The organism is Acinetobacter sp. A47, assembly GCF_000805455.1.
Classification (GTDB): Bacteria; Pseudomonadota; Gammaproteobacteria; order Pseudomonadales; family Moraxellaceae; genus Acinetobacter.
Genome location: NZ_JSUS01000032.1, coordinates 140,159 through 163,270 on the forward strand (window position 1 = coordinate 140,159; position 23,112 = coordinate 163,270).

Here is a 23,112-nt window from a genome sequence, read left to right on the forward strand (position 1 = left end):
ACTTAAGCTTTCAAAATCTCAGCTAGTTTTAGATTTTATTGCAAATGAATACACAACGTGAACAATTGATACAAACTTGGCTTCAAGCCACTCTCCAATCTGATCAATTCGAGATCAACTTTTTAGCAGGAGATGCGAGCTTCCGGCGTTATGCGCGAATCAAGTTACAAAACAAAACATATATGCTCATGGATGCGCCCCCTGAAAAAGAAGATTGTGCGCCATTTGTCCTTATTGACGAGTTTTTTGATCGCCACGGCGTACGGGTTCCCCATATCGTGGCAAAAGATCTGACTTTGGGGTTATTGTTGCTGGAAGATTTTGGGGATGTGGTGCTGTCTACATTGCTGAATGATGAAACAGTCGATCAATACTATGCACAAAGTTTTAAACAGCTGATTGAACTTCAACAGATTCAGGGACAGGATCATTTGCCTGAATATTCCTATGAAAAGCTCATGTCTGAAATGCGCCTGCTGACCGAGTGGATGCTACCTTCACTGCAAATTCAGCCGACAGAACAGCAACTGGAAACCATTGAGCAGGCATTTGACTTTCTTGCTGTTGAAGCCACTCAACAACCCCAGGTGATTGTACACCGTGACTTCCATAGCCGGAATCTGATGAAAATCGGGGATGAACCAGAGTTAGGGGTAATCGATTTTCAGGATGCCGTCATCGGTGCGGATACCTACGATCTGATCTCGATTACCCGTGATGCCTATGTGCAGTGGAATGCTGAACGTGTGTATCAGTGGTTTGAAGTGTTCTATAACTTATTACCGGCTTCTGCAAAGCAAAACCGTAGCTTTGAGCAATTCAAGCGTGATGCCGATCTGATGGCCATTCAGCGCCATATCAAGATTTTAGGCATTTTTGTCCGTCTGTTTGAGCGTGATGGAAAATCTGGCTATTTGAAAGATCTGCCTCGGGTCATGTGGTACTTGCTTGAAGAAAGCCAAGGTTATGAAGAGCTGAATGATTTTATGCAGTTCATGCGTGATGTGGTCATGCCTAAGTTTGTTGCCAAATACGGCGATTACGAGGTGGCAGCATAATGAAAGCGATGATTCTTGCTGCAGGGCTGGGAAACCGCATGCGCCCCCTGACTTTGCATACGCCAAAGCCGTTGCTTGAGGTGGGCGGAAAGCCCCTGATTGTCTGGCATATTGAAAAGTTGCAAAAAATAGGGGTCACTGAAATCGTGATCAATACTGCATGGCTAGGCGATAAACTGGTTGCGGCCTTGGGAGATGGTTCCCGGTTGGGTGTGAAGATCTTGTGGTCACACGAAGGTGAGGGTCTGGAAACAGCAGGCGGCATTATAAATGCCTTGCCGCTACTGGGTGCGGAGCCTTTCATTCTGGTTAATGGTGATGTTTGGACAACGATGGACTTTGCCTCGCTGCTCGATGTTCAGCTGGAAGATAAGCTGGCACATCTGGTCTTGGTCGAAAACCCGCCTCAACATGTGAAAGGAGACTTCATCCTGGTAAATGATTTGGCTTATACTTTCGAGCAGGGGCAATCAGGTGAAGCTTTAACTTATAGCGGTATTGCGGTTTTAGCGCCACATATGTTCGCTGGGCTAGAACATGGCAAGCGACCTTTGGCACCGTTATTAAAGCAGGCCATGCAACAGCAACAGGTTTCAGCAGAAAAGATGCAGGCGGTCTGGGTTGATGTCGGAACCCCGGAGCGTTTGGAACAGCTTGATCTGCAAATCAGGCAGGGTGCATTTGCTTAAGAAAACACAAAAAACTTAATGGATTGTGCAGTTTATCATGCTTGTAAATGTTTAACTGCATAATCGTTCAACAAGTCCTACTGTGCCTTGTATCAGAAATCGGTATACTGCACAGCAAATTTATCGAGATGTTGCACTGTTATGCATCCTTTTTTTCAAGAATTAAAGCAAGGTAGTCAAGCGCTGGGTCTTAACCTGAGTGAGGACGCCCTAACACTCTTATTGAAATATCAAGATGCTCTGGTGCTGTGGAACAAGGCATATAACTTAACGGCGATTCGTGATCCCAAAGAAATGCTGGTTAAACATTTACTGGATAGCTTAAGTATCTTGAATGATTTGCCAGAAGGCCGTTTACTGGATGTGGGGACTGGCGGCGGAATGCCAGGCATGATCATTGCATTGTGTCAGCCGGAGCGTTCTTGTGTACTGCTGGACTCAAATGGAAAGAAGATCCGCTTCCTGAAGCAGTTTATTGCTGATTTGAAACTGAAAAATGTAATTGCAGTTCAGACACGTGTTGAAAATGAAGAGAGTATTGATGAGCTTGGTCATTTCGATGTCATTACAAGCCGGGCATTTGCCTCTTTGACGGACTTCGTGGATGCAGCTCAACCATATATGCATGAGCAAAGTATTATTGCTGCGATGAAAGGTCTGGTTCCAGAAGATGAAATCGAGCAGATGAAAGATGAGTATTCATGCCAGATCATTGAGCTTCGTGTTCCGAGACTGGATGAACAGCGTCATTTGCTTTTACTTCAACGTATTCAATAAAAATATTAAGGGTAGTCATGGCTCAAATTATTGCGATTGCAAACCAAAAAGGTGGTGTAGGGAAAACCACGACAGCAGTCAATCTTGCTGCTTCTTTGGCGATCTTGAAAAAACGTGTCTTGCTGGTAGATATGGACTCACAAGGCAATGCCACCATGGGGTCTGGTATTCAGAAAAATGATTTGCTGTACTCGGTCACCGATGTCTTGCTGGGGGAAGTCCCGATTGAGACAGCGATTCAAAAGGCGGAAGTCGGTTATAAGGTTTTAGGTGCGAACCGTGAACTTGCCGGGGTAGAGCTTGCCATTGCAGAACAGGAAGGACGTGAGTTCATTCTGAAAAATGCCTTGCAAGAGGTCGATGCTGCTTTTGATTATATTATTGTAGACTGTGCGCCCAGCTTAAGTCTCATTACTGTCAATGCACTGGCTGCCGTAAACGGCGTGATCATTCCAATGCAATGTGAATATTATGCACTGGAAGGTCTGGCCGATCTAACGCAGACAATTGACCGTATCCAGAAAGCCCTGAACCCAGGCCTGGAAATTATCGGGGTGTTGCGGACCATGTATGATGCGCGTAATGCATTGACACGTGATGTATCTGCAGAGCTGGAACAATATTTTGGCAAAAAACTCTATGAGACGGTGATTCCCCGAAATGTGCGTCTGGCAGAAGCGCCTGCGCATGGTTTACCGGTGATCTATTTTGAAAAAAGTTCTAAAGGTGCAGTTTCATATCTGAATCTGGCTGCAGAGTTGTTGAAGAAAAGTAAAGTGAAAAAAGGAAGTGCTGTATGAGCATCAAAAAACGCGGATTGGCTAAAGGTCGTGGTTTAGATGCGCTATTAGGTTCAATTCAGAAAGAAAAATTGCAACTGGAAGCACAGGCCCTGGATCATGGTCAACTCAAGCAGATTGATGTCAATTTGTTGAAGCGTGGCGAGTATCAGCCGCGTCGTTTTATTCAGGAACAGGATTTACAAGAGCTTGCAGCATCGATTGAAAAACATGGTGTCATGCAACCGATTGTAATTCGTCCTGTAGATGACGAGCAGCATCCATACGAAATTATTGCCGGTGAACGTCGTTGGCGTGCAGCACGTCTGGCAGGCTTGACCGAGGTTCCTGCAATTGTACGTGACCTGAATGATCAGGTAGCGATTGCCTTGGCCCTGATTGAAAATATTCAGCGTCAGGACCTGAACCCGATTGATCAGGCCATGGCTTTACAGCGTTTTCATGATGAGTTTGGCCTAAGCCATCAGGAAATTGCCGATACAGTAGGCAAGGCCCGCACGACAGTAAGTAATTTGCTGCGTCTTCTGAGCCTGGCCGAACCGATCAAGGAATTGATGCAGCAGGGTCAGATTGATATGGGGCATGCACGTGCCATTCTGGCTTTGAAAAGCAAAGATCAGATTTCTGTCGCTAAAATCGTGATTGAAAAAGGATTATCAGTACGTCAAACTGAGCAGTTAGTACGTGAGTGGAGTGAACCAAAACCTGAGAAGGAAAAGGCACAGATTTCTCCTGACATCGAACAGTTGACTCAAAGACTTTCCGAACGTTTTGGTGCAAATGTGAAAATAGACCATAACCAGAAAGGAAAGGGGAAAATGGTTATTCATTACCACTCATTGGATGAGCTGGATGGTATCCTCAATATTTGTTTACCTAACTAATATTTAGGATGCGTCCTTTTATATTTTAAATATTATTGGGGAATAATATGTGGGAACTTGTGAAAGCAGGTGGCTGGTTAATGCTGCCTCTTATTCTGTCATCAATTTTAACGGTTGCGATTACGATAGAACGATATATCCGTTTAAAGCGATCACAAGTTTTACCTCAGGCTTTACGGGTCAGTGCTACTGATGCAGACACCGTGATTGCACAGCTCGCGCAAGAAGAGACAGCTAACAGTCCATTGGGCCGGATTCTAAAAGCAGGTTATGATCATCAGCATCAGGGTGAGCAGTTTGCCCGTGCACAAATGGAAGCAACGGCGTCGCAAGAAATCAGCGCCCTAGAGCAAAATATAAACTTTCTTGGTACATTGAGTGCCATAGCGCCTTTATTGGGACTGCTTGGTACGGTGCTGGGGATTATTGAGTCATTTCTGGTGATTGATGTCGGTTCTGCCGGGAATGCCAGCATGATGATGCCCGGAATTTCAAAAGCTTTGATCACAACTGCAGTCGGCATGCTAATCGCAATTCCTGCAATGGTTGCTTACCGTTATTTTCAGCGGGTCGTGCATGAATATGTAGCAGAACTAGAGCAGCAATCAACCTTGTTTCATGCTGCGCTTTTTTATAAAAAAGCAGCTTCTTTACAAGAACACCGTCGTGCAAGCTAAGCCGGGGTGGCATTATGAAGTTCAAGCGCTCTCAAGTTGAAGATATTCATATTAACTTAACACCCATGATTGACTGTCTGTTATTCATCCTGGTGTTTCTCTTGTTATCTACGACATTTAGCCAGCAAAGCCGTATCAATCTGACCTTGCCAGATGCGCAGGGAGTTCCACCTAAACAGTTCGATCATAAAATTGAAATCATGGTAGACTCCACAGGGCATTATTCTGTCAATGGTCAGGCATTATCAAGCAAACAGATTGCCGATTTAAGTACTGCCATCAAGCAGGTTGCACAAGACCGTCGTGACCTGATGTTTATCATTGCAGCAGATGCAAAGGCATCGCATCAGGATGTCATTCGCGTCATGGATGTGGCAGGCCAGCTTGGTTTTGTGAATGTCAACATCAGCACTAAAGTTCCAACTAGAGGTTTTACTGAGTGAGTCAAGATTTTAAGGTTTATTTACGCCTTTTAGCCTATCTAAAATCTTATTGGGGCGTAGCCTTATTGGTATTGGTCGGTTTTGGGATCAACGCTGCCACAGAGGTATCTGTTGCCAAATTGCTTAAGTTTATTATTGATGCAATTCAACATGGTAGCCGAACCAATCTGGACTGGTTCCCGGCCCTGATTGTGTTATTGATGTTCTTCCGTGGTGTTGGCCTGTTCCTTGGCGGATACTTTACCGCTGTGATTTCAAGACGGTTGGTGTTTAGTATCCGTCAGGAAGTCTATGCCAAACTGCTTCGTCTTCCGGCTCAATACTATCTTGATAATACTTCGGGACATATTAGTGCCAAGCTGATGTATAACGTACAGCAATTAACAGCGGCATCTTCTGATTCTTTACAGACTTTGGTAAAGGATGGATTAATTGTCATTGGATTGCTCAGTTATCTGTTCTATACCAACTGGCGTTTAACCATCTGTATCATTGTCTTTATGCCTGTGATCGGGATTCTGGTTCGTGTTGCTGCCAAGCGCATGCGTAAGCTATCCATTCAGGTACAAAATACCATGGGCGATGTAAACCATGTTGTACAAGAAACCATTAATGGTAACTCGGTCGTTAAAAGCTTTACTGGCGAGGCCTTCGAGCAGCAACGTTTTTATAAGTCTTCTGAAGAAAACTTGCGTCGTGGCTTGAAAATGGTCGTGGTTCAGAATATTAATAGCCCGATTGTGCAATTAATTCTATCTTGTGCAATGGCAGTTATTCTCTGGTTAGCTTTACGACCACAGGTGTTTGGCGACACATCGGCTGGTGAATTCGTCTCTTATATTACGGCTGCAGGTTTGATATCCAAGCCTGTTAAAAACCTGACCGACATTAATGAAAAGTTACAACGTGGTTTGGCAGCAGCCCATTCAGTATTTGAATTGCTCGACCTTCCTGAAGAAGTGAACCAGGGGCAGCTTAAGCCGACCTTGCAGGGCAATATCCGTTTTGATCGAGCCAATTTGCAATATGCAGATGGAACCCATGCCATTACAGATTTTTCTCTAGATATTCAAGCCGGTCAAACCGTTGCACTGGTAGGCCGTTCGGGTGCTGGTAAAACCTCTTTGGTCAATATGCTACCGCGTTTTCAAGAACTCAGTAGTGGCCAGATTTATTTTGATGACATTGCAATTCAGGACATTGAGCTTTTATGTTTGCGTTCACAGATCTCGATGGTGAACCAGCAGGTAGTGTTATTCAACCGTTCAGTGCGTGACAATATTGCTTATGGTCAATTACAAGATGCAAGTGATGAGCAGGTAATTGCGGCAGCCAAGGCGGCTTATGCCCATGATTTTATCATGAATTTGCCACAAGGTTATGACACCATTCTTGGTGCACAAGGCTTAAACCTTTCAGGTGGGCAACGTCAACGTCTTGCGATTGCCCGTGCGATTCTGAAAGACTCGCCAATCCTGATTCTGGATGAGGCCACCAGTGCGCTGGATAATGAGTCAGAATACTTCATTCAACAAGCTTTTGATGAAGCAATGCAAGGCCGTACGACTATCGTGATTGCACACCGTTTATCGACAGTTGAAAATGCCGACCTGATTGTGGTGATGGATAAAGGACAGATTATTGAGCAGGGTACACATGCGGAGCTGTTAGCCAAGCAGGGTATGTATTATCAATTGCATCAGCGTAATTTTGAGGAACACTAATTATGTCAATGGCGCAACGGATTCAGGATGCTTGGAATGAACAAGCTTCATGGCTGGTGGTGTTGCGTCCCTTGTCATGGCTGTACCGGCTGGGGTTTTGTACCAATCAGGCGCTTTATAAAAGTGGCATCAAGAAGGTATATCAGGCTCCGGTTCCTGTCATGGTGATTGGAAATATCACGGTGGGAGGTAGTGGCAAGACCCCTTTGCTGATTCAGCTGGTCAAATATTTGCAGCAGCAAGGTGTCCGGGTTGGTGTGATTAGCCGTGGTTATGGCGCTCAGGGACCATTTCCGCTTCTGGTTCAGCAAGGTATTGATCCGGGTATTGCTGGTGATGAGCCCTGTCTGATTGTGCAGTCGACCCAAGTGCCTATGGCTGTAGGCCCCAATCGTCAAGCTGCGATTGAGCTGTTACTGGAAAAAGAGTCACTCGACCTGATCATTAGTGATGACGGCCTGCAACACTGGGCTTTGGCACGTGACATCGAATGGATTGTACTGGATCGGAATCGTGGTTTAGGCAATGAAAAACTATTGCCGGAAGGTTATTTAAGAGAACCAAAGTCACGTCTAAACGGTAGTACTGTCATTGAGCATACCAAAGTAGCCGAATCGGAACGCAATATGCATTTGGAGGTGGGGCAGCCTTATCTGCTGAATAATGATACAGATAAGCTGTGGTTTGAGCCAGGTCAGTACTTTAATGCGGTGGTCGGGATCGGTTTTCCGCAACGTTTCTACCAGACTCTGAACAAGCTGAAAGTAAATCGCTATCAGGCACATGAATTTCCCGATCATCATGATTATGAAATCAGTGACCTAAGTTTCGATAATTCAGATGCAATCATTACAACTGAAAAAGATGCGGTAAAATTTAAGGCATTATTAAAGCAACATCCTGAGTTTAATATCCCGATCTGGGTAGTACCGGTTGAAGCGGTTTTATCTCCTGATTGTTATGTACTGTTACGCCAGCAGTTACAGCAGGTTGGAATTCAATTTTCTTAGAGAACTATCATGAAGCACATCGTTATTCCTGCTCGCTTTTCGAGCTCTCGGTTACCGGGAAAACCCTTACTTCTTATTCATGGTCGTCCGATGATCTTGCGGGTGGTAGATCAGGCAAAAAAAGTGTCCGGTTTTGATGATCTGTGTGTCGCAACAGATGATCCGCGTATTGCAGAGATCTGCCGTGCAGAAGGTGTCGATGTAGTGTTAACTGATCCTGAGCATCCATCAGGTACAGACCGCTTAAGTGAGGTTGCCCGTATTAAAGGCTGGGCAGCGGACGATATTATTGTCAATGTACAAGGGGATGAACCTTTATTGCCCGCTCAACTGGTTCAGCAAGTGACCCAGCTTTTGGTTGATCATCCGCAATGCTCCATGTCGACATTATGTGAACCGATTCATCAAATGGAAGAGTTCCAGCGTGACAGCATTGTAAAAGTGGTTATGAATAAGCGTAATGAAGCACTTTATTTCAGTCGTGCAACGATTCCGTATGATCGTGATGGTGCCAAGCAGGTGGAGCAGAAGCTTCATCAGCAGGCGTTCCGGCATTTGGGGCTATATGCCTATCGTGTGGCGTTGTTGCAAGAGTATGTGACCTGGGAGCAAGGACAGCTGGAAAAGCTGGAAAGTCTTGAACAGTTGCGTGTACTGGAAAATGGCCATCGTATTGCCATAGATGTGGCAGAAGCGAACTTGCCTCCTGGTGTCGATACGCAAGCTGATCTGGATCGCCTGAATGCCATGCCTGTGAGTGCATTCGAATAAGATGATGGTCGAGATACAAGCAACAACACTCTATCCCTGGCATGCCCAGACCTGGGAGCTGCTCAGCACACGGTTTCCGGATATCGGACATGGCTTACTGTTTTATGGCAAAAAAGGGTGTGCCAAGAAAGCATTTGCTGAACGTTTTGTCGCCTGGGTCTTGTGCTTGAACAAGCAGGCCCAAGGTGCTTGTGGTGAATGCAGCAGTTGTCAGTGGCTTAAATCGGATACACATCCGAATTATGTACACATCACTACAGACGAAGAAAATAAAAAGCAAAATGCAAAAATCAGGATTGAAAAAATACGTGACCTGCTTCCTTTTGTGCAGCAAACCGGAGAAGGATGGCGGGTTGTTGTCATTGAACCGGCGGAAGCATTAAACACAGCTTCGGCAAATGCATTGCTGAAAACTCTGGAAGAACCCGGTGAACGTGTGGTCCTGATTTTACTGGCAGATCATTATTTGAAGTTGCCGGCCACCATTCGTAGTCGTTTACAGCACTTTGCTCTGGACCGTTTACATCCTGAGGATGCACAGGCCTTTGTAAAACAGCAAATTCCGGAAATTTCATCGACACAGGTTTCTTTGCTGCTAAATCTGGCAAATGATATGCCCTTGACTGCAGTGGAAATTGAAAGAAGTGAATGGCTGCAGAAGCGCGCTGTTTTTCTGTCTGACTGGTTAAAGCTGGTTGTAGAAAAGAACATGCCGCTAAATTATGCCAATAAATGGGCTAAAGAGCTGAGTTCTTCAGAATTTATAACCATGTTTGAATATCTTCTTGGTGACCTGGTCAGCCTGAAGTTAAACCAGTCGCTGCGTAACACGGACCTAGATTTTAGTCCGCTTGCGGAGTGTTATAGTCTGGAAAGCCTGTTTGCGATTTATTCTGATTTACAGCAAAAAAAACGAATGCTCGAGCAAAATGTTCAGACTCAGCTGGCTATGGATGAGCTCTTTATTCAGCTCATGAATGTATCTTGAGATATCCCTGACCAAATAAATGTTTCAGCAAGAGAATGCCTGAATTATATGGCATTCTCTTATTTTGTTTTTTTTATGTAAAAATTGTAATTAAAGTGTACCAAGCTCTTTAAACCTTGATTAAAAAAGAATATAAAATGTGAATAACTTCACAATAATATTAAAAAACAAGGAATATAGAGATGAAAATAAAATCGATCATGATTCTGTTGGCACTTTTAACTTTGCCTGGCATTACCTTCGCTGAACCGAAGTTCGTGTCAAATATTAATGGGTCATCTTTTGTGATTAATGCTTCCAATGCAGGTTCTCAAGCCTACGAATGTGTATATAGCTATTCTTTCAACCATGTGAGAGGATCAGGAGCCAATCAGTTTAGTGGCACACTTTATATTGAAGCCGGGGCAAGTAATATTTCAGTGATTCGCAGAAACACAGATCAAGTCATTAGCAAGCTGGATTTTGATTACAAATGTACTGAAAAGTAAACTCATTCATCATCGTGAAAGTTAAAACCGCCCATCAGGGCGGTTTTTTTTATGGAATAGCATGTCGCAGTTTAGGGGATATTTTAAATGTGAAAAATTCACATTTTGAGTTGATTGTGCTATTTTTTAGCCGTATGCAGTGACATACGTACTTTAGGAATGATGGATATGCAAATAAAAACATTTTGTGTGGGTATGAGTTTGATATGGTTAAGCGGCTGTCAGGCTTTGGATAGCGCGATGTCAACAACGGACGGGATCTTGAATAAAACTGGGGATATATTAAGTGGAGACTTTCGCGGTTTAGGGCCTGCCAAGAAGGCGACCTTGTCTGAAATATGGAGAGACTGGCAACAAAATGAAATTACAGCAAAACGTAAGTGGGATACACAACGTCTGGAAGTACCCGGAATTATTACCCGGATCACCAAAACGGGAGAGGTGATATCCCAAAATCAGATTGCGATTATTTTTAAGGACCCTACCAATTCTAGCTGTAAGGGCCAAGCATTAACACGTGATGAATTAAAAGTGAATATGGATAAGATCAGTCACTTAAAAGTAGGAGATCGTGTTACGGTGACAGGGGTATTGGGAACGACCGAATCGAAATGGTCAGCGCAAAATGAGTGCTGGTTTTCATTTGACAAGGCGGAAATTATAAAAATAGCGAAATAAGTTGTGGTATGAACATGGCAGGGCTTGCTTGCCATGTCTATAAAAATGAAATTCAGGTATTTAAAGTTAATAGTATAGAACTGTTCCTATAAGCATCATCAGCCCATATTTTATCCAGCCTTAAAAGTTGTCTGTAGTGTTGTTGCACTGGCTGATCTAACCCTGTGGGATCTCTTCAACCTGAACGGACTGATCTTTTTATTGCCTAAAGCCGTGATACTGGTCTTTTGCATTGTCATCTTTTGTAAAACAATGATATATATCATTCCAGACAAGAAAGTCATACAACTGCTTTTGAGTACTTGCCTAACCTCACTTATCTCGACATGATTTGTTGTTTACTGGATTGTTTTCTATAATTCAGACAAAAGATGGATGTTATTAAAAAATAGTGATGCGTATACAACCGCTCAGCACCGGCTGTGGCCAGGAGTTACGGGGAAAGCGAAACTAGATGGTTTATATTTTAAAGATTGAGCGTTCAACAGGGGAAAAACGATGCAACCACAAATGATGGGTGGAATTATACAGGTTAATATTCCGGACAAAGCGACTTTACAGGCAAGTTATATGCCTTTTGTACAGGGCGGCGGTTTATTTGTACCGACCAAACAGGCCGTAAAAATGGGACAAGAAGTTTTTGTACTGGCCACCTTGCCCGAACAGTCCCAGAAAATTCCATTAACCGGAAAAGTGATCTGGATTTCACACAAACAGACACATTTTAAGCCACAAGGGTTTGCAATCCAGCTCGCGGGTGAAAAAGGCGTGTATTATAAAAACGAAGCTGAAAAATTGCTGGCTGGTTCTAAAGGTCTGGACCGGCCAAGCTATACCATGTAGTTATGACGTAAATAGGAAAGAAGAGTGTTTGTTGATACGCATTGCCATTTAACCATGTTAGATCTGACGCCTTATCAGGGAGATCTGGATCAGGCACTTGAGCAAGCACGGCTTGCCGGTGTCTCAAAATTCATGGGGATTTCGGTTGATCTTGAAGATCACGTAAAACTGGCTGAAATTGCCTCCCGACATCAGGATGTTGGCTATTCTGTTGGGGTTCATCCCTGTGAAGATGAGCAGGTGATGGCGCGTGCAACAACAGAATATCTTGTCCGTCTTGCCCGGTCAGAAAAAGTCTGGGCACTGGGTGAGACAGGGCTGGATTATTATCACAGTACAGATTTTGTTGCAGAACAGAAGCGTTGTTTTGCCCGGCACATTGAAGCATCTAAAATCGTGAAAAAACCTGTGGTAGTACATACGCGCGCAGCCAAGCATGATACGGTAGATATTATCCGTGCAGAGCAGTCGACACATGGCATTTTGCATTGCTTTACCGAAGACTGGGAAACGGCAAAAGCAGTCCTGGATTGTGGGTATTACATTTCCTTTTCTGGGATCGTCTCTTTTAAAAATGCACAGGACTTGCGCGATGTAGCCAAACAAGTTCCGCTGGACCGGCTTCTTATTGAAACGGATAGTCCTTATCTGGCTCCTGTCCCGTATCGGGGTAAAAGCAATGAACCGAAATATGTTCCTTTTGTAGCAAAAGCACTGAGTGATGTATATGATAAATCGGTTGAAGAGATTGGCATGATTACAACGCAAAATTTTGAAAATCTCTTAAATTTGAAATAAACGGTTTGTGGTATTAGGAAAGAGAGTTATTACGTGAAAATGGATCGTCAAGCTCAGTTCAGGGCACGAGAAGTATTAATTTTTCAGATCGCGGAGCAACTCCTACTCGAAAATGGCGAAGCTGGCATGACCCTCGATGCTCTGGCTGCCGAGCTGGATCTCGCCAAAGGGACTTTATATAAGCATTTTCAAAGCAAAGATGAGCTGTATATGCTGCTGATTATCCGTAATGAGCGCATGTTGCTTGAAATGATTCAGGATACCGAAAAAACATTTCCGGAACATCTGGCTTTCTTTATGTTGCATCATTTACATCATCCTGAACGCACAGCGCTGTTTCACCAGATTGAAGAGCGTCTTTCGACTACGGGACAGGGTATTCAGTTATTGTTCAGTGAGCTGTACAAGGTGCGCAGGCAACGTCTGCGTATCATTATCCGGATGACTGAAAGTTATTTGCTGGATATTAACAGTACGATGACCACGCGTGACTATCTGGCTTCAATCTGGTCATTGACTTATGGTGCAGCAGTTATCTTGAACTCAAGTTTTTATCAACGTTATCTGGGGTCCAGAGATACCTTGCGGGTGGCTTATATCGAGCAGGCCTTGGCCTTACCCAAATTGCTTGAACCCACTGTTGCTTAGTTGAAATATTAATGAGATCGCCCAAGTATTCGCAAAAAGCCTTTACCTTGATCGAGGTCATGGTGGTGATTGTTATTATGGCGGTTATGGCATCTCTTGTGGTCTTGAATATTGGTGGTGTCGACCAGCGGCGAGCCATGCAAGCCCGAGAGATGTTTATTCTCGATCTGAAAAAAATTAATAAAGAAGCGACAGACCAGGCTAAGGTTTTTGCCTTGAATACCCAGAACGCAACCGATATCGCGCCTTTTAGTTATAACCTGTATGAATATCATGATCAGAGTCTTGAGCTGATACAGCAGGCAGACCGGACTTGGCAACCATATAAGGAATTTAAGACCCGCCAGTTGCCAAAGAATGTGTCTTTCAGTATTCAAAGTCTGGATACCACAAGCTATGGCAAAGCTAAAAATGAAGACCTGCTTGGCGGCAAGGCACCACAACTTATCTGGTTTGGGAATGGTGAAGCAAAACCGGTTCGCATCCAGTTTTATTATGAGCAGCAGCCGATCGGGCATGAGTTAGAGCTAGATCACTTGGGTAAGGTCAATGAAAATTAATGCTTTAACAGGTCTTACAGAAAATGCCTGTTGTCTTGTGAAAGAACAAAAGACTCGCATCTCAAGCACAGCTTCTTATCTTTCAACAGAACAGAAATCTCATACCTCAAGCATAGCTTTCGGTCTTGCAGCAGGGCCGAGCGTTGCTCGATTTAATCGTGCCCACATCGAGCATAGCTCTCCGTCTTGCGCTCGTGTGAAACGTTGTTTCATTCATCCTGTAACTCGAAGCCCAGGTTCTCATCTTTTAACAGAACAGAAATCTCACACCTCAAGCATAGCTTTCGGTCTTGCAGCAGGGCCGAGCGTTGCTCGGCAGAGACCTGCTTCAGGATTTACCTTGCTGGAGGTAATGGCGGCACTGGCGATCTTTGCGGTTGCAGCAATTGCGTTAACCAAAGTGGCCATGCAATATACACAATCGACCTCAAATGCCATTTTAAGAACCAAGGCTCAATTTGTGGCAATGAATGAAGTGGCCATGATGGAAATAAATCAGGAATGGCTCGATGGCACACAATCCAAACAGGTGACTTCACAGGGAGAAACATGGCAAATAGATAAAAAAGCACAATCGACAATCAGTCCTAAAATACAACGTATCGAATTACAGGTCAGTCTATTCAATAAAGAGCAAGCTAAGGTAGAGGCGGGCGTTACTCAACTTGTATTTTTCAACTATCCTGCCAAAGCCAGAACATAATGAAATATAGACGCGCATTTACTTTAGTCGAGCTGCTGGTTGCCATTGCCATTTTTGCGGTACTTTCCATGCTCGGCTGGAAGGTTTTTGATCATTTATTAAAAGTAAAAGATCGAAATGCGCAACATGAAGAGCATTTATTTGCCTTGCAGGATGCTTATCAGCAGGTGCTTCGTGACAGTTTGCAGATTATTCCGCTTACTGCCAATGATGGGCGACAGTTGCAGGCTGCCATGGTATTGAATGACCGGGGACTGACGTTCAGCAAGGCAGGTGTCTCAGACCCTTTAAAACAGGGATTATCACCGTATGAGCGTATTGAATATCGCTATGATGCTGTGCAAAAGAAAGTTTACCGCCTGAAGTATTCAAATTTAAATATTCCCAATCGTGTACAGCCCGTTTCAAGCACTTTGCTGGAAAATGTCGACCAGTTTAAGGTGATGGTCATGAACCCGCAAGAACTGAGCCAATGGCCTGAAAATAGTGATCCGGGTAATATTGCTGAACTGAAAAAATTACCGCTTGGGATAAAAATACAATTGACGGTTGCCGGTACGGACTATGAGTGGATTTATAGTTTGCTAAACAATAAACCGGATGCAGGCAGTTAGTCATAACATGAAAAGACATTCATCACAGCAAGGTATTGCGCTTTTAACTATTCTGGTTATGGTGGCACTGGCCACGGTTCTGGCGGCAACGATTGCCAAGCGGCAAACCAATACAACCGAGAATACAGGCTATTTGATGCGTCAGAACCAGTCTTTGCTGTATGCAAAAAGTGCAGAAGCATTTTTCTCCGAGTTACTGATTCAGGATAGTGAAAGTGCCAATAACATTGATCACTTGCAGGAAAACTGGGCCAAACCGATGCCTGCATTTCCTGTAGAAGATGGATATGTTTCTGGGCGCCTGCTTGATGAGTCCGGAAAGTTTAATCTGAACAATCTGGTCAAACCGGATGGAACTCAGGTTGATGAGTCTGCGCGACGCTGGTTTGAAAAACTGTTGCAGCGTGTAGGTTTACCGGCAGAGCTGAGCCAGGCGGTGATTGACTGGCAAGATGTTGATGATGAAACGACAGGCGCAATGGGAGCTGAAAGTAATTATTATCAAGGGCTGGATCCTGCATATCTCACACCAAATACCAAATTTCATAGTGTAGAGGAGTTGAAGCTGGTAAGAGGTTTTGAGGGTAAAAATTATGATTTGATCAGACCTTATGTTACAGCCTTGCCAGAGCAGACCAAGATCAATATCAATACTGCGCCTGCTTTGCTTCTGGCGAGTATTGATCCAAAACTTGATGTCAAGGCAGTAGAGCAGGAACTAAAAAAGAAACAGGTCAACCTGAGCTATTTCAATAATGCTGAAGAACTGTGGCAGTTAAATGCATTTTCGGGAATTGATGGTCAGAACAAAACAGATGCTGCCGCTTTAGTCGATGTTAGATCGAACTATTTTACAGCCCAGATTGAAGTCGGATTAAGCGAACGGAAACGCCAGTTTGTTTCTTCTTTCGTACGTAAGGATAAACAGGTTACTGTTTATTCAAGAAGTCTTGCTTCATTCCAGTAAGTTTTAAAATTGGTTTCTTAAATGGTGACAAGGTTTAAAATCAATCCCAATGCAGGTTTTTTTGCTTTATAATAAAATCCGTTTGCAGATAAAGATTAGCTTGGTGCATGTTAATTCGTAAATTGTTTAAGTTTGAAAATGCTCATATTGTACGTAACTGTACATCGGACCGTTGTAAGCGTTCGATTCATGGGCATAGTTATAAAGTTGAATTATTATTAAAAGCGTCAAAGCTTGATCATGGACAAATGGTCTATGATTTCGGGTTATTAAAAGGTGTCATCAAGGAGCTGTATGACAGCTTCGATCATGCCATCTGTTTCTGGCAAAAAGATGATCCTGCCTATATTGATGCATGTAAAACATTTAGTGCACGCTGGATTTCATTACCGGTTTCGCCATCGGCAGAGCAGTTTTCGCGTCTCTTTTTTTACCTTGCCCAGCAAGTATTGAACTCAACCGTGACTCAAAACGGCGAAGGTGATGTTGAGGTTTATTCTGTTATCGTTCATGAAACAGATACCGGCTATGCGCAAAGTTTTCAGGAAGATATTGAAAATGAGCAAATGGGCAGGTTAAGTCTGGAAGATATTGTCTTTTCAGAACAGGTACAGGCGGAGTGGAGTGATGCCCAAATGTATGAAAATTTGAAAAAGGGCGTGAAATTCCAGAATCCTAATGTAGAATTACAAGTCAATATTTAAGTGCTTTTTCACTTAAATCAAGTGAATCTATTTCAAGGAATGTTGATGCAATTTACTGAACAGCAGCAGGACAAACTTAATAAAGTTCAGTTGGATGAATCTTGGAAAGTCTCATTATCAGAGTTTCTTCTAAGTCCTAAAATGGATAATTTACGCGAGTTTTTACAACAAGAAAAGCTTGCAGAAAAAACAATCTATCCACCGAGCAAGCAGATTTTCAATGCTTTGAATACCACGCCATTAAATGCTGTTAAGGTGGTGATTCTGGGGCAAGATCCTTATCATGGCCCTAATCAGGCGAATGGTCTGAGTTTTTCTGTACAAAGAGGGGTTGCATTACCTCCGTCTTTGCGTAATATTTTTCACGAATTACATACTGATCTGGGTGTGCCGGTTTCTCGTCATGGTGACTTGAGCAAATGGGCAGCGCAAGGTGTATTGTTGCTTAACAGTGTACTGACGGTGGCGGCAGGACAGCCGACTTCACATCAAAAACAGGGATGGGAAGAGTTTACCGATGCAGTGATAGATGTATTGAATGAGCAGCGTGAACATATCGTGTTCATTTTATGGGGGGCTTATGCACAACGTAAAGGACAGCGTATCGATCGTCATAAGCATCTTGTACTCAGTGCAGCTCATCCTTCACCGCTGGCTGCAAACCGGGGTGGTTTCTTTGGCTGTAAAGTATTTTCTAAAACCAATCAATATTTGAAACAACATGGCATTGAGCCTATAGACTGGCAATTGGACGCATAATGACTTCTCCCGATTTAAATAGCTATCATCCTGATTTAGTTATTGAGCACGCAAAAAATGGCTGGCGAATTATTCGCCTTAACCGCCCAAAATCATTACATGCTTTAGATGAGCCGATCGTAAGTGCTTTACTCAAGGTTTTTGAGCATTTTCATGAAGATGAAAGTGTAAAGGCAATCTGGTTTGATTCAACGACACCTAAAGCATTCTGTGCCGGTGGAGATGTCCGTAAATTACGCCAACTGGTTATTAATAAAGAAGTCGACGCCGCAAATTTATTCTTCCAGCAAGAATACGCACTTGATCTGCTTTTACATAATTATGCCAAGCCGATTGTTGTTTGGGGTGAAGGTTATGTGATGGGCGGTGGACTTGGTCTGTTCATGGCAGCGCCATTCCGTTTGGTAACACCGTATTCACGTCTGGCAATGCCTGAAATCAATATCGGTTTATATCCGGATGTTGGTGCAAGCCGTTTCTTGGCTGACCGTGGGCAGATTGGTCTGTTTACAGGATTAACCGGTTCAATCATGACAGCAGCGGGCGCATTCAGTGTCGGCTGGGCGACGCATATTTGTGAAGCACAACGTGATAATGTTCTGCAAAAGGTTTTAAATGTCGACTGGAGCCATTACCCGGCGGGTGCATTCCGTGCCATTGACGACACCTTAAACAGTTTACATCGTCCGGTTGCTGCTGGTCCGTTGCAAAACTCGATTGATGTCATCCATAGCGTATGTCGTGGTCAAAGTTTCGAATATGATTATCAATCGATCATCGGGTTAAGCGATGCAAGTAGTGACTGGTTACGTCAAGCCAGTGAAAACCTGCAAAAAGGTTCACCAAGCACAGCTGCGATTACCTGGCTATTATGGCAATGGGGTAAACAGGGTCATGCCTGGGATGAGGTATTTGCCTTGGAAGCACAAATCTCTGAATGGAAAATCGGACATCCTGACTTTGTAGAAGGTGTGCGTGCCCGTCTGGTCGATAAAGATTTATCTCCAGAATGGAAGGCAACCGAGCAGTTAACCCTCAAAGGCATTCTGGGTGACTGTGCACCTGTCACGACGATTGAAAGCTGGAATGCGTTGTTGAAGCACTATGGCGTGATTGCTTAAGCAGTTATGACGGGCACAAATCATAATGATGAATACTGGATGCAGCTTGCCTATGAGCAGGCTGCATTAGCAGCTTCGCAGGGTGAAATTCCTGTAGGGGCTGTTCTGGTGAGTGAAAATCAGGTTATTGGTGCAGGCTATAATGCACCGATCAAACTTTCAGACCCTACTGCACATGCAGAAATACAGGCCTTACGTGAGGCTTGTCAGGCACTGAATAACTATCGGTTACCTGACGATACAACACTGTATGTCACGCTTGAACCGTGCACAATGTGCGTGGGAGCTTTAGTGCATGCACGGGTAAAGCGGGTCGTTTTTGCGACAACCGAGCCCAAAGCAGGGTCTCTGGTCAGTGCTCGTCAACTGCTGGAAAGTGGTTATTACAATCATAAATTTGTTTTTGAGCAAGGATGTCTGCAAGCGCAATGTTCTATGCAGCTGAGTGATTTTTTCAAACAAAGAAGAAATGAAAAGAAGAAAATCCGTTCGTCAAAAACGTCCCTAAATGATTAAAAATGTCTCATGAGTTGTGGCACACTAAGCCTCCAATGTGTTTGGGTAAAAATCAAAAGGCAAAGTTATGCGTAATGCAATCACGATAAAAAAAGAATTCAATGCACCAATCTCTGAAGTATTTGACCTGTTGTCAAAACATGCGACTTATAACAAGGCATTTGCGCCGTTACAGGTGGTACGTGTAAAAGATTCGGCAGATCCACAACGTCCAGATGGCATCGGGTCAGTGCGCCGTATGGGCTTTGGGCCGATCAAGCCGCTTCAGGAAGAAATTACCTTGCTGGAAGAAAACAAGCGGATTGAATACAAGCTGATCAATAACCCGTTGGTAAAGCATCATTTGGGACAAATTGATTTTAAAGAGATCACACCTTTTGTGACTTTGGTCACTTATAAGATTGAATTTACGGCAAAAGCTCCTTTTGTAAGTAAATTAATCCTTGCACAACTCAAAGCAGCGATTACACTAGGTTTTTCAAAACTAGCCAAATCAGTTGCTTCATAAGAGATGGGAATGACAGTTCATATAATTACGATTGATGGTCCAAGTGGTTCAGGTAAAGGAACATTGGCAGCAAAAATTGCCGCACATTATGGTTTTAATTTATTAGATTCCGGTGCGTTATATCGTTTACTTGGACTGTCCCTGTTTCAACGCGGATTGCTGGATCAGCTGGAGAGCCAGCTAGAACAGTGTGTCGACTGTGCGGTACATCTGGACATCGAGTTTAAATCGACAGAAACAACGACGCAGGTTTTTCTTGAAGGTGTGGATGTAACAAGCACCATCCGTACCGAACAGGTGGGTGAATATGCGTCTAAAGTTGCCACTGTACCGGCATTGAGAAAAGCGTTGTTTGAGCGCCAGCGTGCATTTATACAGGCACCGGGTCTGGTTGCCGATGGGCGTGATATGGCGACATCGATTTTTCCTGAAGCCCAGGCCAAGATTTATTTGACCGCATCAGCAGAGTCCCGTGCAGAGCGCCGTGTAAAACAGTTGCAGGGCATGGGGCTAGATGCTAAAATAAGCGACATTTTATCTAACATACAGGCTAGAGATAAAAGAGACATGGAGCGGGCGGTTGCGCCACTCAAGCCGGCTGATGATGCGTATATCATTGATAGTTCTACAATAGGTATCAATGACGTATTTCAGTTAATGGTCGATTACATCGATAGCCGTATTGCATAGATACCCAATTAACTTTTCAGTTGAAGCATTGCTTGATCAGATTTTTTGGACAATGTAACAACTTAACTAAACCGGCCTTGTCTGATCCAAGACCGCTGACTTTATCAGGTATATCATGACCGAATCTTTTGCAGCCCTCTTTGAAGAAAGTGAATTAAACCTCAACGTTGAAAAGGGTGCAGTCATCCAAGGTACTGTTGTTAGTATCGATTCTGACTGGGTTACTGTTGACACTGGCCTTAAATCTGAAGGCGTTGTTGACCGTGCTGAATTTTTAAATGAACAACGTGAACTTGAAGTTCAAGTTGGCGATACTGTTGACGTAGTTGTTGAAGCGCTTGACAACGGTATGGGTCAAACCGTTTTATCACGTGAAAAAGCGAAACGTGCTGAAACCTGGACTAAACTTGAGAAAATCTTTGAAGACGGCGAAATCGTTACTGGTGTTATCTCTGGTAAGGTTAAAGGCGGTTTCACTGTTGACATCGGTCCTGTACGTGCATTCTTACCGGGTTCTTTAGTTGACACTCGTCCTATCCGTGACACAACTCACCTTGAAGGTAAAGAGTTAGAGTTCAAAGTAATCAAACTTGATGCTAAACGTAACAACGTTGTTGTATCTCGTCGTGCAGTTATGGAAGCTGAATCTTCAGCTGACCGTGAAGCATTACTTGCTCAACTTGAAGAAGGTCAAACAGTTACAGGTACGATCAAGAACCTTACTGATTACGGCGCGTTCGTTGATCTTGGTGGTATTGACGGTCTTCTACATATCACAGATATGGCTTGGAAGCGTATCAAACATCCTTCAGAAGTTGTTGAAGTTGGTCAGGAAGTTACAGTTAAAGTACTTAAGTTTGACCGCGAGCGTAACCGCGTATCTTTAGGCCTTAAGCAATTAGGCGAAGATCCATGGTTAGCGATCATGAGCCGTTACCCTAAAGGTTCTATCGTTAAAGCACGTGTAACTAACTTAACTGACTACGGTTGCTTCGCTGAAATCGCTGAAGGCGTTGAAGGCTTAGTACACGTTTCAGAAATGGACCACACGAACAAAAACATCCACCCATCTAAAGTTGTTCAGATTGGTGACGAAGTTGATGTTATGGTTCTTGAAGTTGACGAAGAACGTCGTCGTATTTCATTGGGTATCAAACAAACTCGTGCTAACCCATGGGAAGAGTTTGCTAAAGCACATGAAAAAGGCGAAAAAGTTTCTGGTACAATCAAGTCAATCACTGACTTCGGTATCTTCATCGGCTTAAACGGTGGTATCGACGGTTTAGTTCACTTGTCTGACATTTCTTGGAACGAACAAGGCGAAGAAGCGATTCGTCGTTACAAGAAAGGCGATACAGTTGAAGCAGTTATCTTGTCTGTAGACGCTGAAGGTAACCGTATCAGCCTTGGTATCAAACAGTTAAACAGCGATCCATTCAATGACTTCTTGGCTGCGAATGAGCGTGGTGCTTTGGTTAAAGGTACTGTAACTGCTGTTGATGCTAAAGGTGCTACAGTTAAATTGGCTGATGACATCGAAGCTACGCTTAAAGCTTCTGAAATCAACCGTGACCGCGTTGAAGATGCAACTAAATTCTTAGAAGTTGGTCAAGAAGTTGAAGCGAAGATCATCAACGTTGATCGCAAATCTCGCTCTATCAACTTGTCTATCAAAGCGAAAGACGAAGCTGAAGAGAAAGAAGCTGTGAACAATGCTCGCCAAGCTGCTGCAACTCAAGCTGCAGAAAGCAATGGTCCTAAGACTATTGGTGACTTAATTAAAGCTCAAATGAAGTAATTTGTTAAAAAGTACGTTTCTTGTAACAGAGACGTACTTTTTTATACAAAAATACTGTAAACGGTAGCGTAGTAAACATGTACTGCGCTACCGTTTTGTATTTAAACAGGTTATTATTAAAAACATTGGAAGTAGCGATAATTAAAGAGGTCATCAATGACTACTGAAGCACTTAATAAATCTGATTTAATTGAACGGATTGCGCTTAAAAACCCACACTTGGCTGAACCTTTAGTTGAAGATGCAGTTAAGATTATGATCGACCAAATGATTGAAGCACTTTCTGGCGGAGATCGTATTGAAATTCGTGGTTTTGGTAGTTTTGCCTTGCATCATCGTGAGCCGCGTTTAGGCCGTAACCCTAAAACAGGTAAGTCAGTTGATGTAGCAGCAAAAGCGGTTCCACATTTTAAACCTGGTAAGGCACTTCGTGATGCAGTAAACGAATCTGCTGAATAAGTATTGAGGTCTTTATGCGTTATGTTTTAATTGCATTACTCGTTGCCATTTTTGGTTATTCACTTGCTTTGGTGCTTCAAAACCCGGCTGAGCTACAGGTAGACTTATTATTTACTCAAGTTCCAGCAATGCGTTTGGGGTTATTACTTTTATTGACATTGGTTTTGGGTGTTGTTGTTGGTTTACTTCTTGGCGTACAGGTTTTCCGCGTTTTTCAGACCAGCTGGGAAATCAAGAGATTACGCAAGGATATTGACCATCTTCGTAAAGAGCAAATTCAGATTGCACAGCAAGCTGCCGCAGAAGCTGCTGCAAATGTAAGACATGAAAAAACGGTTCTGGATATCAATCCGGAAAGCCAAACCCGTACACCGTTGTAATTTTTATACCTTAGCCTTATAAAATCTTGTTGATTGTATAAGGCATTTAAAAGCTCT

Annotated in this window: 29 protein-coding genes; all 29 read left to right on the top strand. The window is 43.5% G+C overall.

The genetic code is table 11. From position 1 onward, the window contains the following. The first annotated feature begins 44 nt into the window (after nucleotides 1-44). The 29 genes from OC23_RS07185 (at nucleotide 45) to OC23_RS07325 (ending at nucleotide 23,055) form a co-directional block, all read left to right on the top strand. Complete coding sequence (locus OC23_RS07185; RefSeq protein ID WP_038343850.1) at nucleotides 45-1,058, top strand: aminoglycoside phosphotransferase family protein; 1,014 nt, start codon at nucleotides 45-47, stop codon at nucleotides 1,056-1,058. Next, entirely contained in the window at nucleotides 1,058-1,747 is a 690-nt protein-coding gene (gene murU / locus OC23_RS07190; protein WP_038343851.1) for an N-acetylmuramate alpha-1-phosphate uridylyltransferase MurU, read from the top strand. Before OC23_RS07185 ends, murU begins: the two co-directional genes overlap by 1 nt. A gap of 141 nt (nucleotides 1,748-1,888) precedes the next feature. Then, complete coding sequence (rsmG, locus tag OC23_RS07195; RefSeq protein ID WP_038343853.1) at nucleotides 1,889-2,524, top strand: 16S rRNA (guanine(527)-N(7))-methyltransferase RsmG; 636 nt, start codon at nucleotides 1,889-1,891, stop codon at nucleotides 2,522-2,524. Between the two features lie 17 nt (nucleotides 2,525-2,541). Continuing rightward, a complete protein-coding gene (locus OC23_RS07200; RefSeq protein ID WP_038343854.1) occupies nucleotides 2,542-3,324 on the top strand; it encodes a ParA family protein in 783 nt (260 codons plus the stop codon). Continuing rightward, on the top strand, nucleotides 3,321-4,208 hold the full coding sequence (locus tag OC23_RS07205) for a ParB/RepB/Spo0J family partition protein (protein ID WP_038343855.1): 888 nt from the start codon (nucleotides 3,321-3,323) through the stop codon (nucleotides 4,206-4,208). Before OC23_RS07200 ends, OC23_RS07205 begins: the two co-directional genes overlap by 4 nt. A 47-nt stretch (nucleotides 4,209-4,255) precedes the next feature. Continuing rightward, on the top strand, nucleotides 4,256-4,885 hold the full coding sequence (locus tag OC23_RS07210; RefSeq protein WP_038343856.1) for a MotA/TolQ/ExbB proton channel family protein: 630 nt from the start codon (nucleotides 4,256-4,258) through the stop codon (nucleotides 4,883-4,885). 14 nt (nucleotides 4,886-4,899) lie between these two features. Beyond that, nucleotides 4,900-5,328, top strand: coding sequence for an ExbD/TolR family protein (locus tag OC23_RS07215; protein ID WP_038343857.1), 429 nt, complete (start codon nucleotides 4,900-4,902; stop codon nucleotides 5,326-5,328). Further along, nucleotides 5,325-7,052 carry a lipid A export permease/ATP-binding protein MsbA gene (msbA, locus tag OC23_RS07220; protein ID WP_038343858.1) on the top strand — a complete coding sequence of 576 codons (1,728 nt, stop codon included), beginning with the start codon at nucleotides 5,325-5,327 and terminating at the stop codon, nucleotides 7,050-7,052. The genes OC23_RS07215 and msbA overlap by 4 nt, the downstream gene beginning before the upstream one ends. Before the next feature lie 2 nt (nucleotides 7,053-7,054). Continuing rightward, nucleotides 7,055-8,062, top strand: coding sequence for a tetraacyldisaccharide 4'-kinase (gene lpxK, locus OC23_RS07225; RefSeq protein ID WP_038343860.1), 1,008 nt, complete (start codon nucleotides 7,055-7,057; stop codon nucleotides 8,060-8,062). Nucleotides 8,063-8,071: 9 nt separating this feature from the next. Next, a complete protein-coding gene (kdsB, locus tag OC23_RS07230; RefSeq protein ID WP_038343861.1) occupies nucleotides 8,072-8,833 on the top strand; it encodes a 3-deoxy-manno-octulosonate cytidylyltransferase in 762 nt (253 codons plus the stop codon). A 1-nt stretch (nucleotide 8,834) separates the two neighbouring features. Further along, entirely contained in the window at nucleotides 8,835-9,821 is a 987-nt protein-coding gene (locus OC23_RS07235; RefSeq protein ID WP_413772400.1) for a DNA polymerase III subunit delta', read from the top strand. Nucleotides 9,822-10,003: 182 nt separating this feature from the next. Beyond that, entirely contained in the window at nucleotides 10,004-10,309 is a 306-nt protein-coding gene (locus OC23_RS07240; RefSeq protein ID WP_038343863.1) for a hypothetical protein, read from the top strand. A gap of 168 nt (nucleotides 10,310-10,477) precedes the next feature. Beyond that, on the top strand, nucleotides 10,478-10,987 hold the full coding sequence (locus tag OC23_RS07245) for a lipoprotein (protein WP_038343864.1): 510 nt from the start codon (nucleotides 10,478-10,480) through the stop codon (nucleotides 10,985-10,987). 498 nt (nucleotides 10,988-11,485) lie between these two features. Continuing rightward, nucleotides 11,486-11,830 carry a PilZ domain-containing protein gene (locus tag OC23_RS07250; RefSeq protein ID WP_038343865.1) on the top strand — a complete coding sequence of 115 codons (345 nt, stop codon included), beginning with the start codon at nucleotides 11,486-11,488 and terminating at the stop codon, nucleotides 11,828-11,830. 24 nt (nucleotides 11,831-11,854) lie between these two features. After that, nucleotides 11,855-12,628: a TatD family hydrolase gene (locus OC23_RS07255; RefSeq protein WP_038343866.1), complete on the top strand. Its 774-nt coding sequence runs from the start codon at nucleotides 11,855-11,857 to the stop codon at nucleotides 12,626-12,628. 39 nt (nucleotides 12,629-12,667) lie between these two features. Next, nucleotides 12,668-13,276, top strand: a complete 609-nt coding sequence (locus tag OC23_RS07260; RefSeq protein ID WP_038343867.1) for a TetR/AcrR family transcriptional regulator — start codon at nucleotides 12,668-12,670, stop codon at nucleotides 13,274-13,276. Nucleotides 13,277-13,287: 11 nt separating this feature from the next. Further along, entirely contained in the window at nucleotides 13,288-13,836 is a 549-nt protein-coding gene (locus tag OC23_RS07265; protein WP_038343868.1) for a prepilin-type N-terminal cleavage/methylation domain-containing protein, read from the top strand. A gap of 277 nt (nucleotides 13,837-14,113) precedes the next feature. Beyond that, a complete protein-coding gene (gene gspI / locus OC23_RS19420) occupies nucleotides 14,114-14,539 on the top strand; it encodes a type II secretion system minor pseudopilin GspI (RefSeq protein ID WP_264673649.1) in 426 nt (141 codons plus the stop codon). Then, nucleotides 14,539-15,153: a type II secretion system minor pseudopilin GspJ gene (gene gspJ, locus OC23_RS07275; RefSeq protein ID WP_038343871.1), complete on the top strand. Its 615-nt coding sequence runs from the start codon at nucleotides 14,539-14,541 to the stop codon at nucleotides 15,151-15,153. Before gspI ends, gspJ begins: the two co-directional genes overlap by 1 nt. 7 nt (nucleotides 15,154-15,160) lie before the next feature. After that, a complete protein-coding gene (gspK, locus tag OC23_RS07280; RefSeq protein ID WP_038344388.1) occupies nucleotides 15,161-16,120 on the top strand; it encodes a type II secretion system minor pseudopilin GspK in 960 nt (319 codons plus the stop codon). A gap of 107 nt (nucleotides 16,121-16,227) precedes the next feature. Beyond that, the gene (locus tag OC23_RS07285; RefSeq protein WP_038343872.1) at nucleotides 16,228-16,824 is read left to right on the top strand and encodes a 6-pyruvoyl trahydropterin synthase family protein; all 597 of its coding nucleotides are present in this window, start codon (nucleotides 16,228-16,230) and stop codon (nucleotides 16,822-16,824) included. A gap of 45 nt (nucleotides 16,825-16,869) precedes the next feature. Next, nucleotides 16,870-17,583 (top strand): uracil-DNA glycosylase, encoded by a 714-nt coding sequence (gene ung, locus OC23_RS07290; RefSeq protein ID WP_038343873.1) that lies wholly within the window; start codon nucleotides 16,870-16,872, stop codon nucleotides 17,581-17,583. Further along, the gene (locus OC23_RS07295) at nucleotides 17,580-18,704 is read left to right on the top strand and encodes an enoyl-CoA hydratase/isomerase family protein (protein WP_171194771.1); all 1,125 of its coding nucleotides are present in this window, start codon (nucleotides 17,580-17,582) and stop codon (nucleotides 18,702-18,704) included. Before ung ends, OC23_RS07295 begins: the two co-directional genes overlap by 4 nt. Before the next feature lie 6 nt (nucleotides 18,705-18,710). After that, nucleotides 18,711-19,220 carry a tRNA adenosine(34) deaminase TadA gene (gene tadA / locus OC23_RS07300; protein WP_038343876.1) on the top strand — a complete coding sequence of 170 codons (510 nt, stop codon included), beginning with the start codon at nucleotides 18,711-18,713 and terminating at the stop codon, nucleotides 19,218-19,220. A gap of 67 nt (nucleotides 19,221-19,287) precedes the next feature. Further along, complete coding sequence (locus OC23_RS07305; RefSeq protein ID WP_038343878.1) at nucleotides 19,288-19,728, top strand: SRPBCC family protein; 441 nt, start codon at nucleotides 19,288-19,290, stop codon at nucleotides 19,726-19,728. A 9-nt stretch (nucleotides 19,729-19,737) separates the two neighbouring features. Then, on the top strand, nucleotides 19,738-20,418 hold the full coding sequence (cmk, locus tag OC23_RS07310; protein WP_038343880.1) for a (d)CMP kinase: 681 nt from the start codon (nucleotides 19,738-19,740) through the stop codon (nucleotides 20,416-20,418). A 115-nt stretch (nucleotides 20,419-20,533) separates the two neighbouring features. After that, nucleotides 20,534-22,216, top strand: a complete 1,683-nt coding sequence (gene rpsA, locus OC23_RS07315; protein ID WP_004639293.1) for a 30S ribosomal protein S1 — start codon at nucleotides 20,534-20,536, stop codon at nucleotides 22,214-22,216. Nucleotides 22,217-22,372: 156 nt separating this feature from the next. Beyond that, nucleotides 22,373-22,675 (top strand): integration host factor subunit beta, encoded by a 303-nt coding sequence (locus OC23_RS07320; protein ID WP_038343881.1) that lies wholly within the window; start codon nucleotides 22,373-22,375, stop codon nucleotides 22,673-22,675. 14 nt (nucleotides 22,676-22,689) lie between these two features. Then, on the top strand, nucleotides 22,690-23,055 hold the full coding sequence (locus OC23_RS07325; RefSeq protein ID WP_038343882.1) for a lipopolysaccharide assembly protein LapA domain-containing protein: 366 nt from the start codon (nucleotides 22,690-22,692) through the stop codon (nucleotides 23,053-23,055). Nucleotides 23,056-23,112 lie beyond the last annotated feature (57 nt).

Coding starts and splice junctions, on each gene's coding strand:
- cmk (WP_038343880.1), top strand. CDS start 19,738: ATGACAGTTCATATAATTACGATTGATGGTCCAAGTGGTTCAGGTAAA.
- OC23_RS07260 (WP_038343867.1), top strand. CDS start 12,668: ATGGATCGTCAAGCTCAGTTCAGGGCACGAGAAGTATTAATTTTTCAG.
- OC23_RS07245 (WP_038343864.1), top strand. CDS start 10,478: ATGCAAATAAAAACATTTTGTGTGGGTATGAGTTTGATATGGTTAAGC.
- OC23_RS07265 (WP_038343868.1), top strand. CDS start 13,288: ATGAGATCGCCCAAGTATTCGCAAAAAGCCTTTACCTTGATCGAGGTC.
- OC23_RS07285 (WP_038343872.1), top strand. CDS start 16,228: ATGTTAATTCGTAAATTGTTTAAGTTTGAAAATGCTCATATTGTACGT.
- gspJ (WP_038343871.1), top strand. CDS start 14,539: ATGAAATATAGACGCGCATTTACTTTAGTCGAGCTGCTGGTTGCCATT.
- kdsB (WP_038343861.1), top strand. CDS start 8,072: ATGAAGCACATCGTTATTCCTGCTCGCTTTTCGAGCTCTCGGTTACCG.
- gspK (WP_038344388.1), top strand. CDS start 15,161: ATGAAAAGACATTCATCACAGCAAGGTATTGCGCTTTTAACTATTCTG.
- lpxK (WP_038343860.1), top strand. CDS start 7,055: ATGTCAATGGCGCAACGGATTCAGGATGCTTGGAATGAACAAGCTTCA.
- OC23_RS07185 (WP_038343850.1), top strand. CDS start 45: ATGAATACACAACGTGAACAATTGATACAAACTTGGCTTCAAGCCACT.
- OC23_RS07325 (WP_038343882.1), top strand. CDS start 22,690: ATGCGTTATGTTTTAATTGCATTACTCGTTGCCATTTTTGGTTATTCA.
- ung (WP_038343873.1), top strand. CDS start 16,870: ATGCAATTTACTGAACAGCAGCAGGACAAACTTAATAAAGTTCAGTTG.
- OC23_RS07305 (WP_038343878.1), top strand. CDS start 19,288: ATGCGTAATGCAATCACGATAAAAAAAGAATTCAATGCACCAATCTCT.
- OC23_RS07250 (WP_038343865.1), top strand. CDS start 11,486: ATGCAACCACAAATGATGGGTGGAATTATACAGGTTAATATTCCGGAC.
- rpsA (WP_004639293.1), top strand. CDS start 20,534: ATGACCGAATCTTTTGCAGCCCTCTTTGAAGAAAGTGAATTAAACCTC.
- OC23_RS07205 (WP_038343855.1), top strand. CDS start 3,321: ATGAGCATCAAAAAACGCGGATTGGCTAAAGGTCGTGGTTTAGATGCG.
- OC23_RS07215 (WP_038343857.1), top strand. CDS start 4,900: ATGAAGTTCAAGCGCTCTCAAGTTGAAGATATTCATATTAACTTAACA.
- OC23_RS07200 (WP_038343854.1), top strand. CDS start 2,542: ATGGCTCAAATTATTGCGATTGCAAACCAAAAAGGTGGTGTAGGGAAA.
- OC23_RS07235 (WP_413772400.1), top strand. CDS start 8,835: ATGATGGTCGAGATACAAGCAACAACACTCTATCCCTGGCATGCCCAG.
- tadA (WP_038343876.1), top strand. CDS start 18,711: ATGACGGGCACAAATCATAATGATGAATACTGGATGCAGCTTGCCTAT.
- OC23_RS07240 (WP_038343863.1), top strand. CDS start 10,004: ATGAAAATAAAATCGATCATGATTCTGTTGGCACTTTTAACTTTGCCT.
- murU (WP_038343851.1), top strand. CDS start 1,058: ATGAAAGCGATGATTCTTGCTGCAGGGCTGGGAAACCGCATGCGCCCC.
- rsmG (WP_038343853.1), top strand. CDS start 1,889: ATGCATCCTTTTTTTCAAGAATTAAAGCAAGGTAGTCAAGCGCTGGGT.
- OC23_RS07210 (WP_038343856.1), top strand. CDS start 4,256: ATGTGGGAACTTGTGAAAGCAGGTGGCTGGTTAATGCTGCCTCTTATT.
- OC23_RS07320 (WP_038343881.1), top strand. CDS start 22,373: ATGACTACTGAAGCACTTAATAAATCTGATTTAATTGAACGGATTGCG.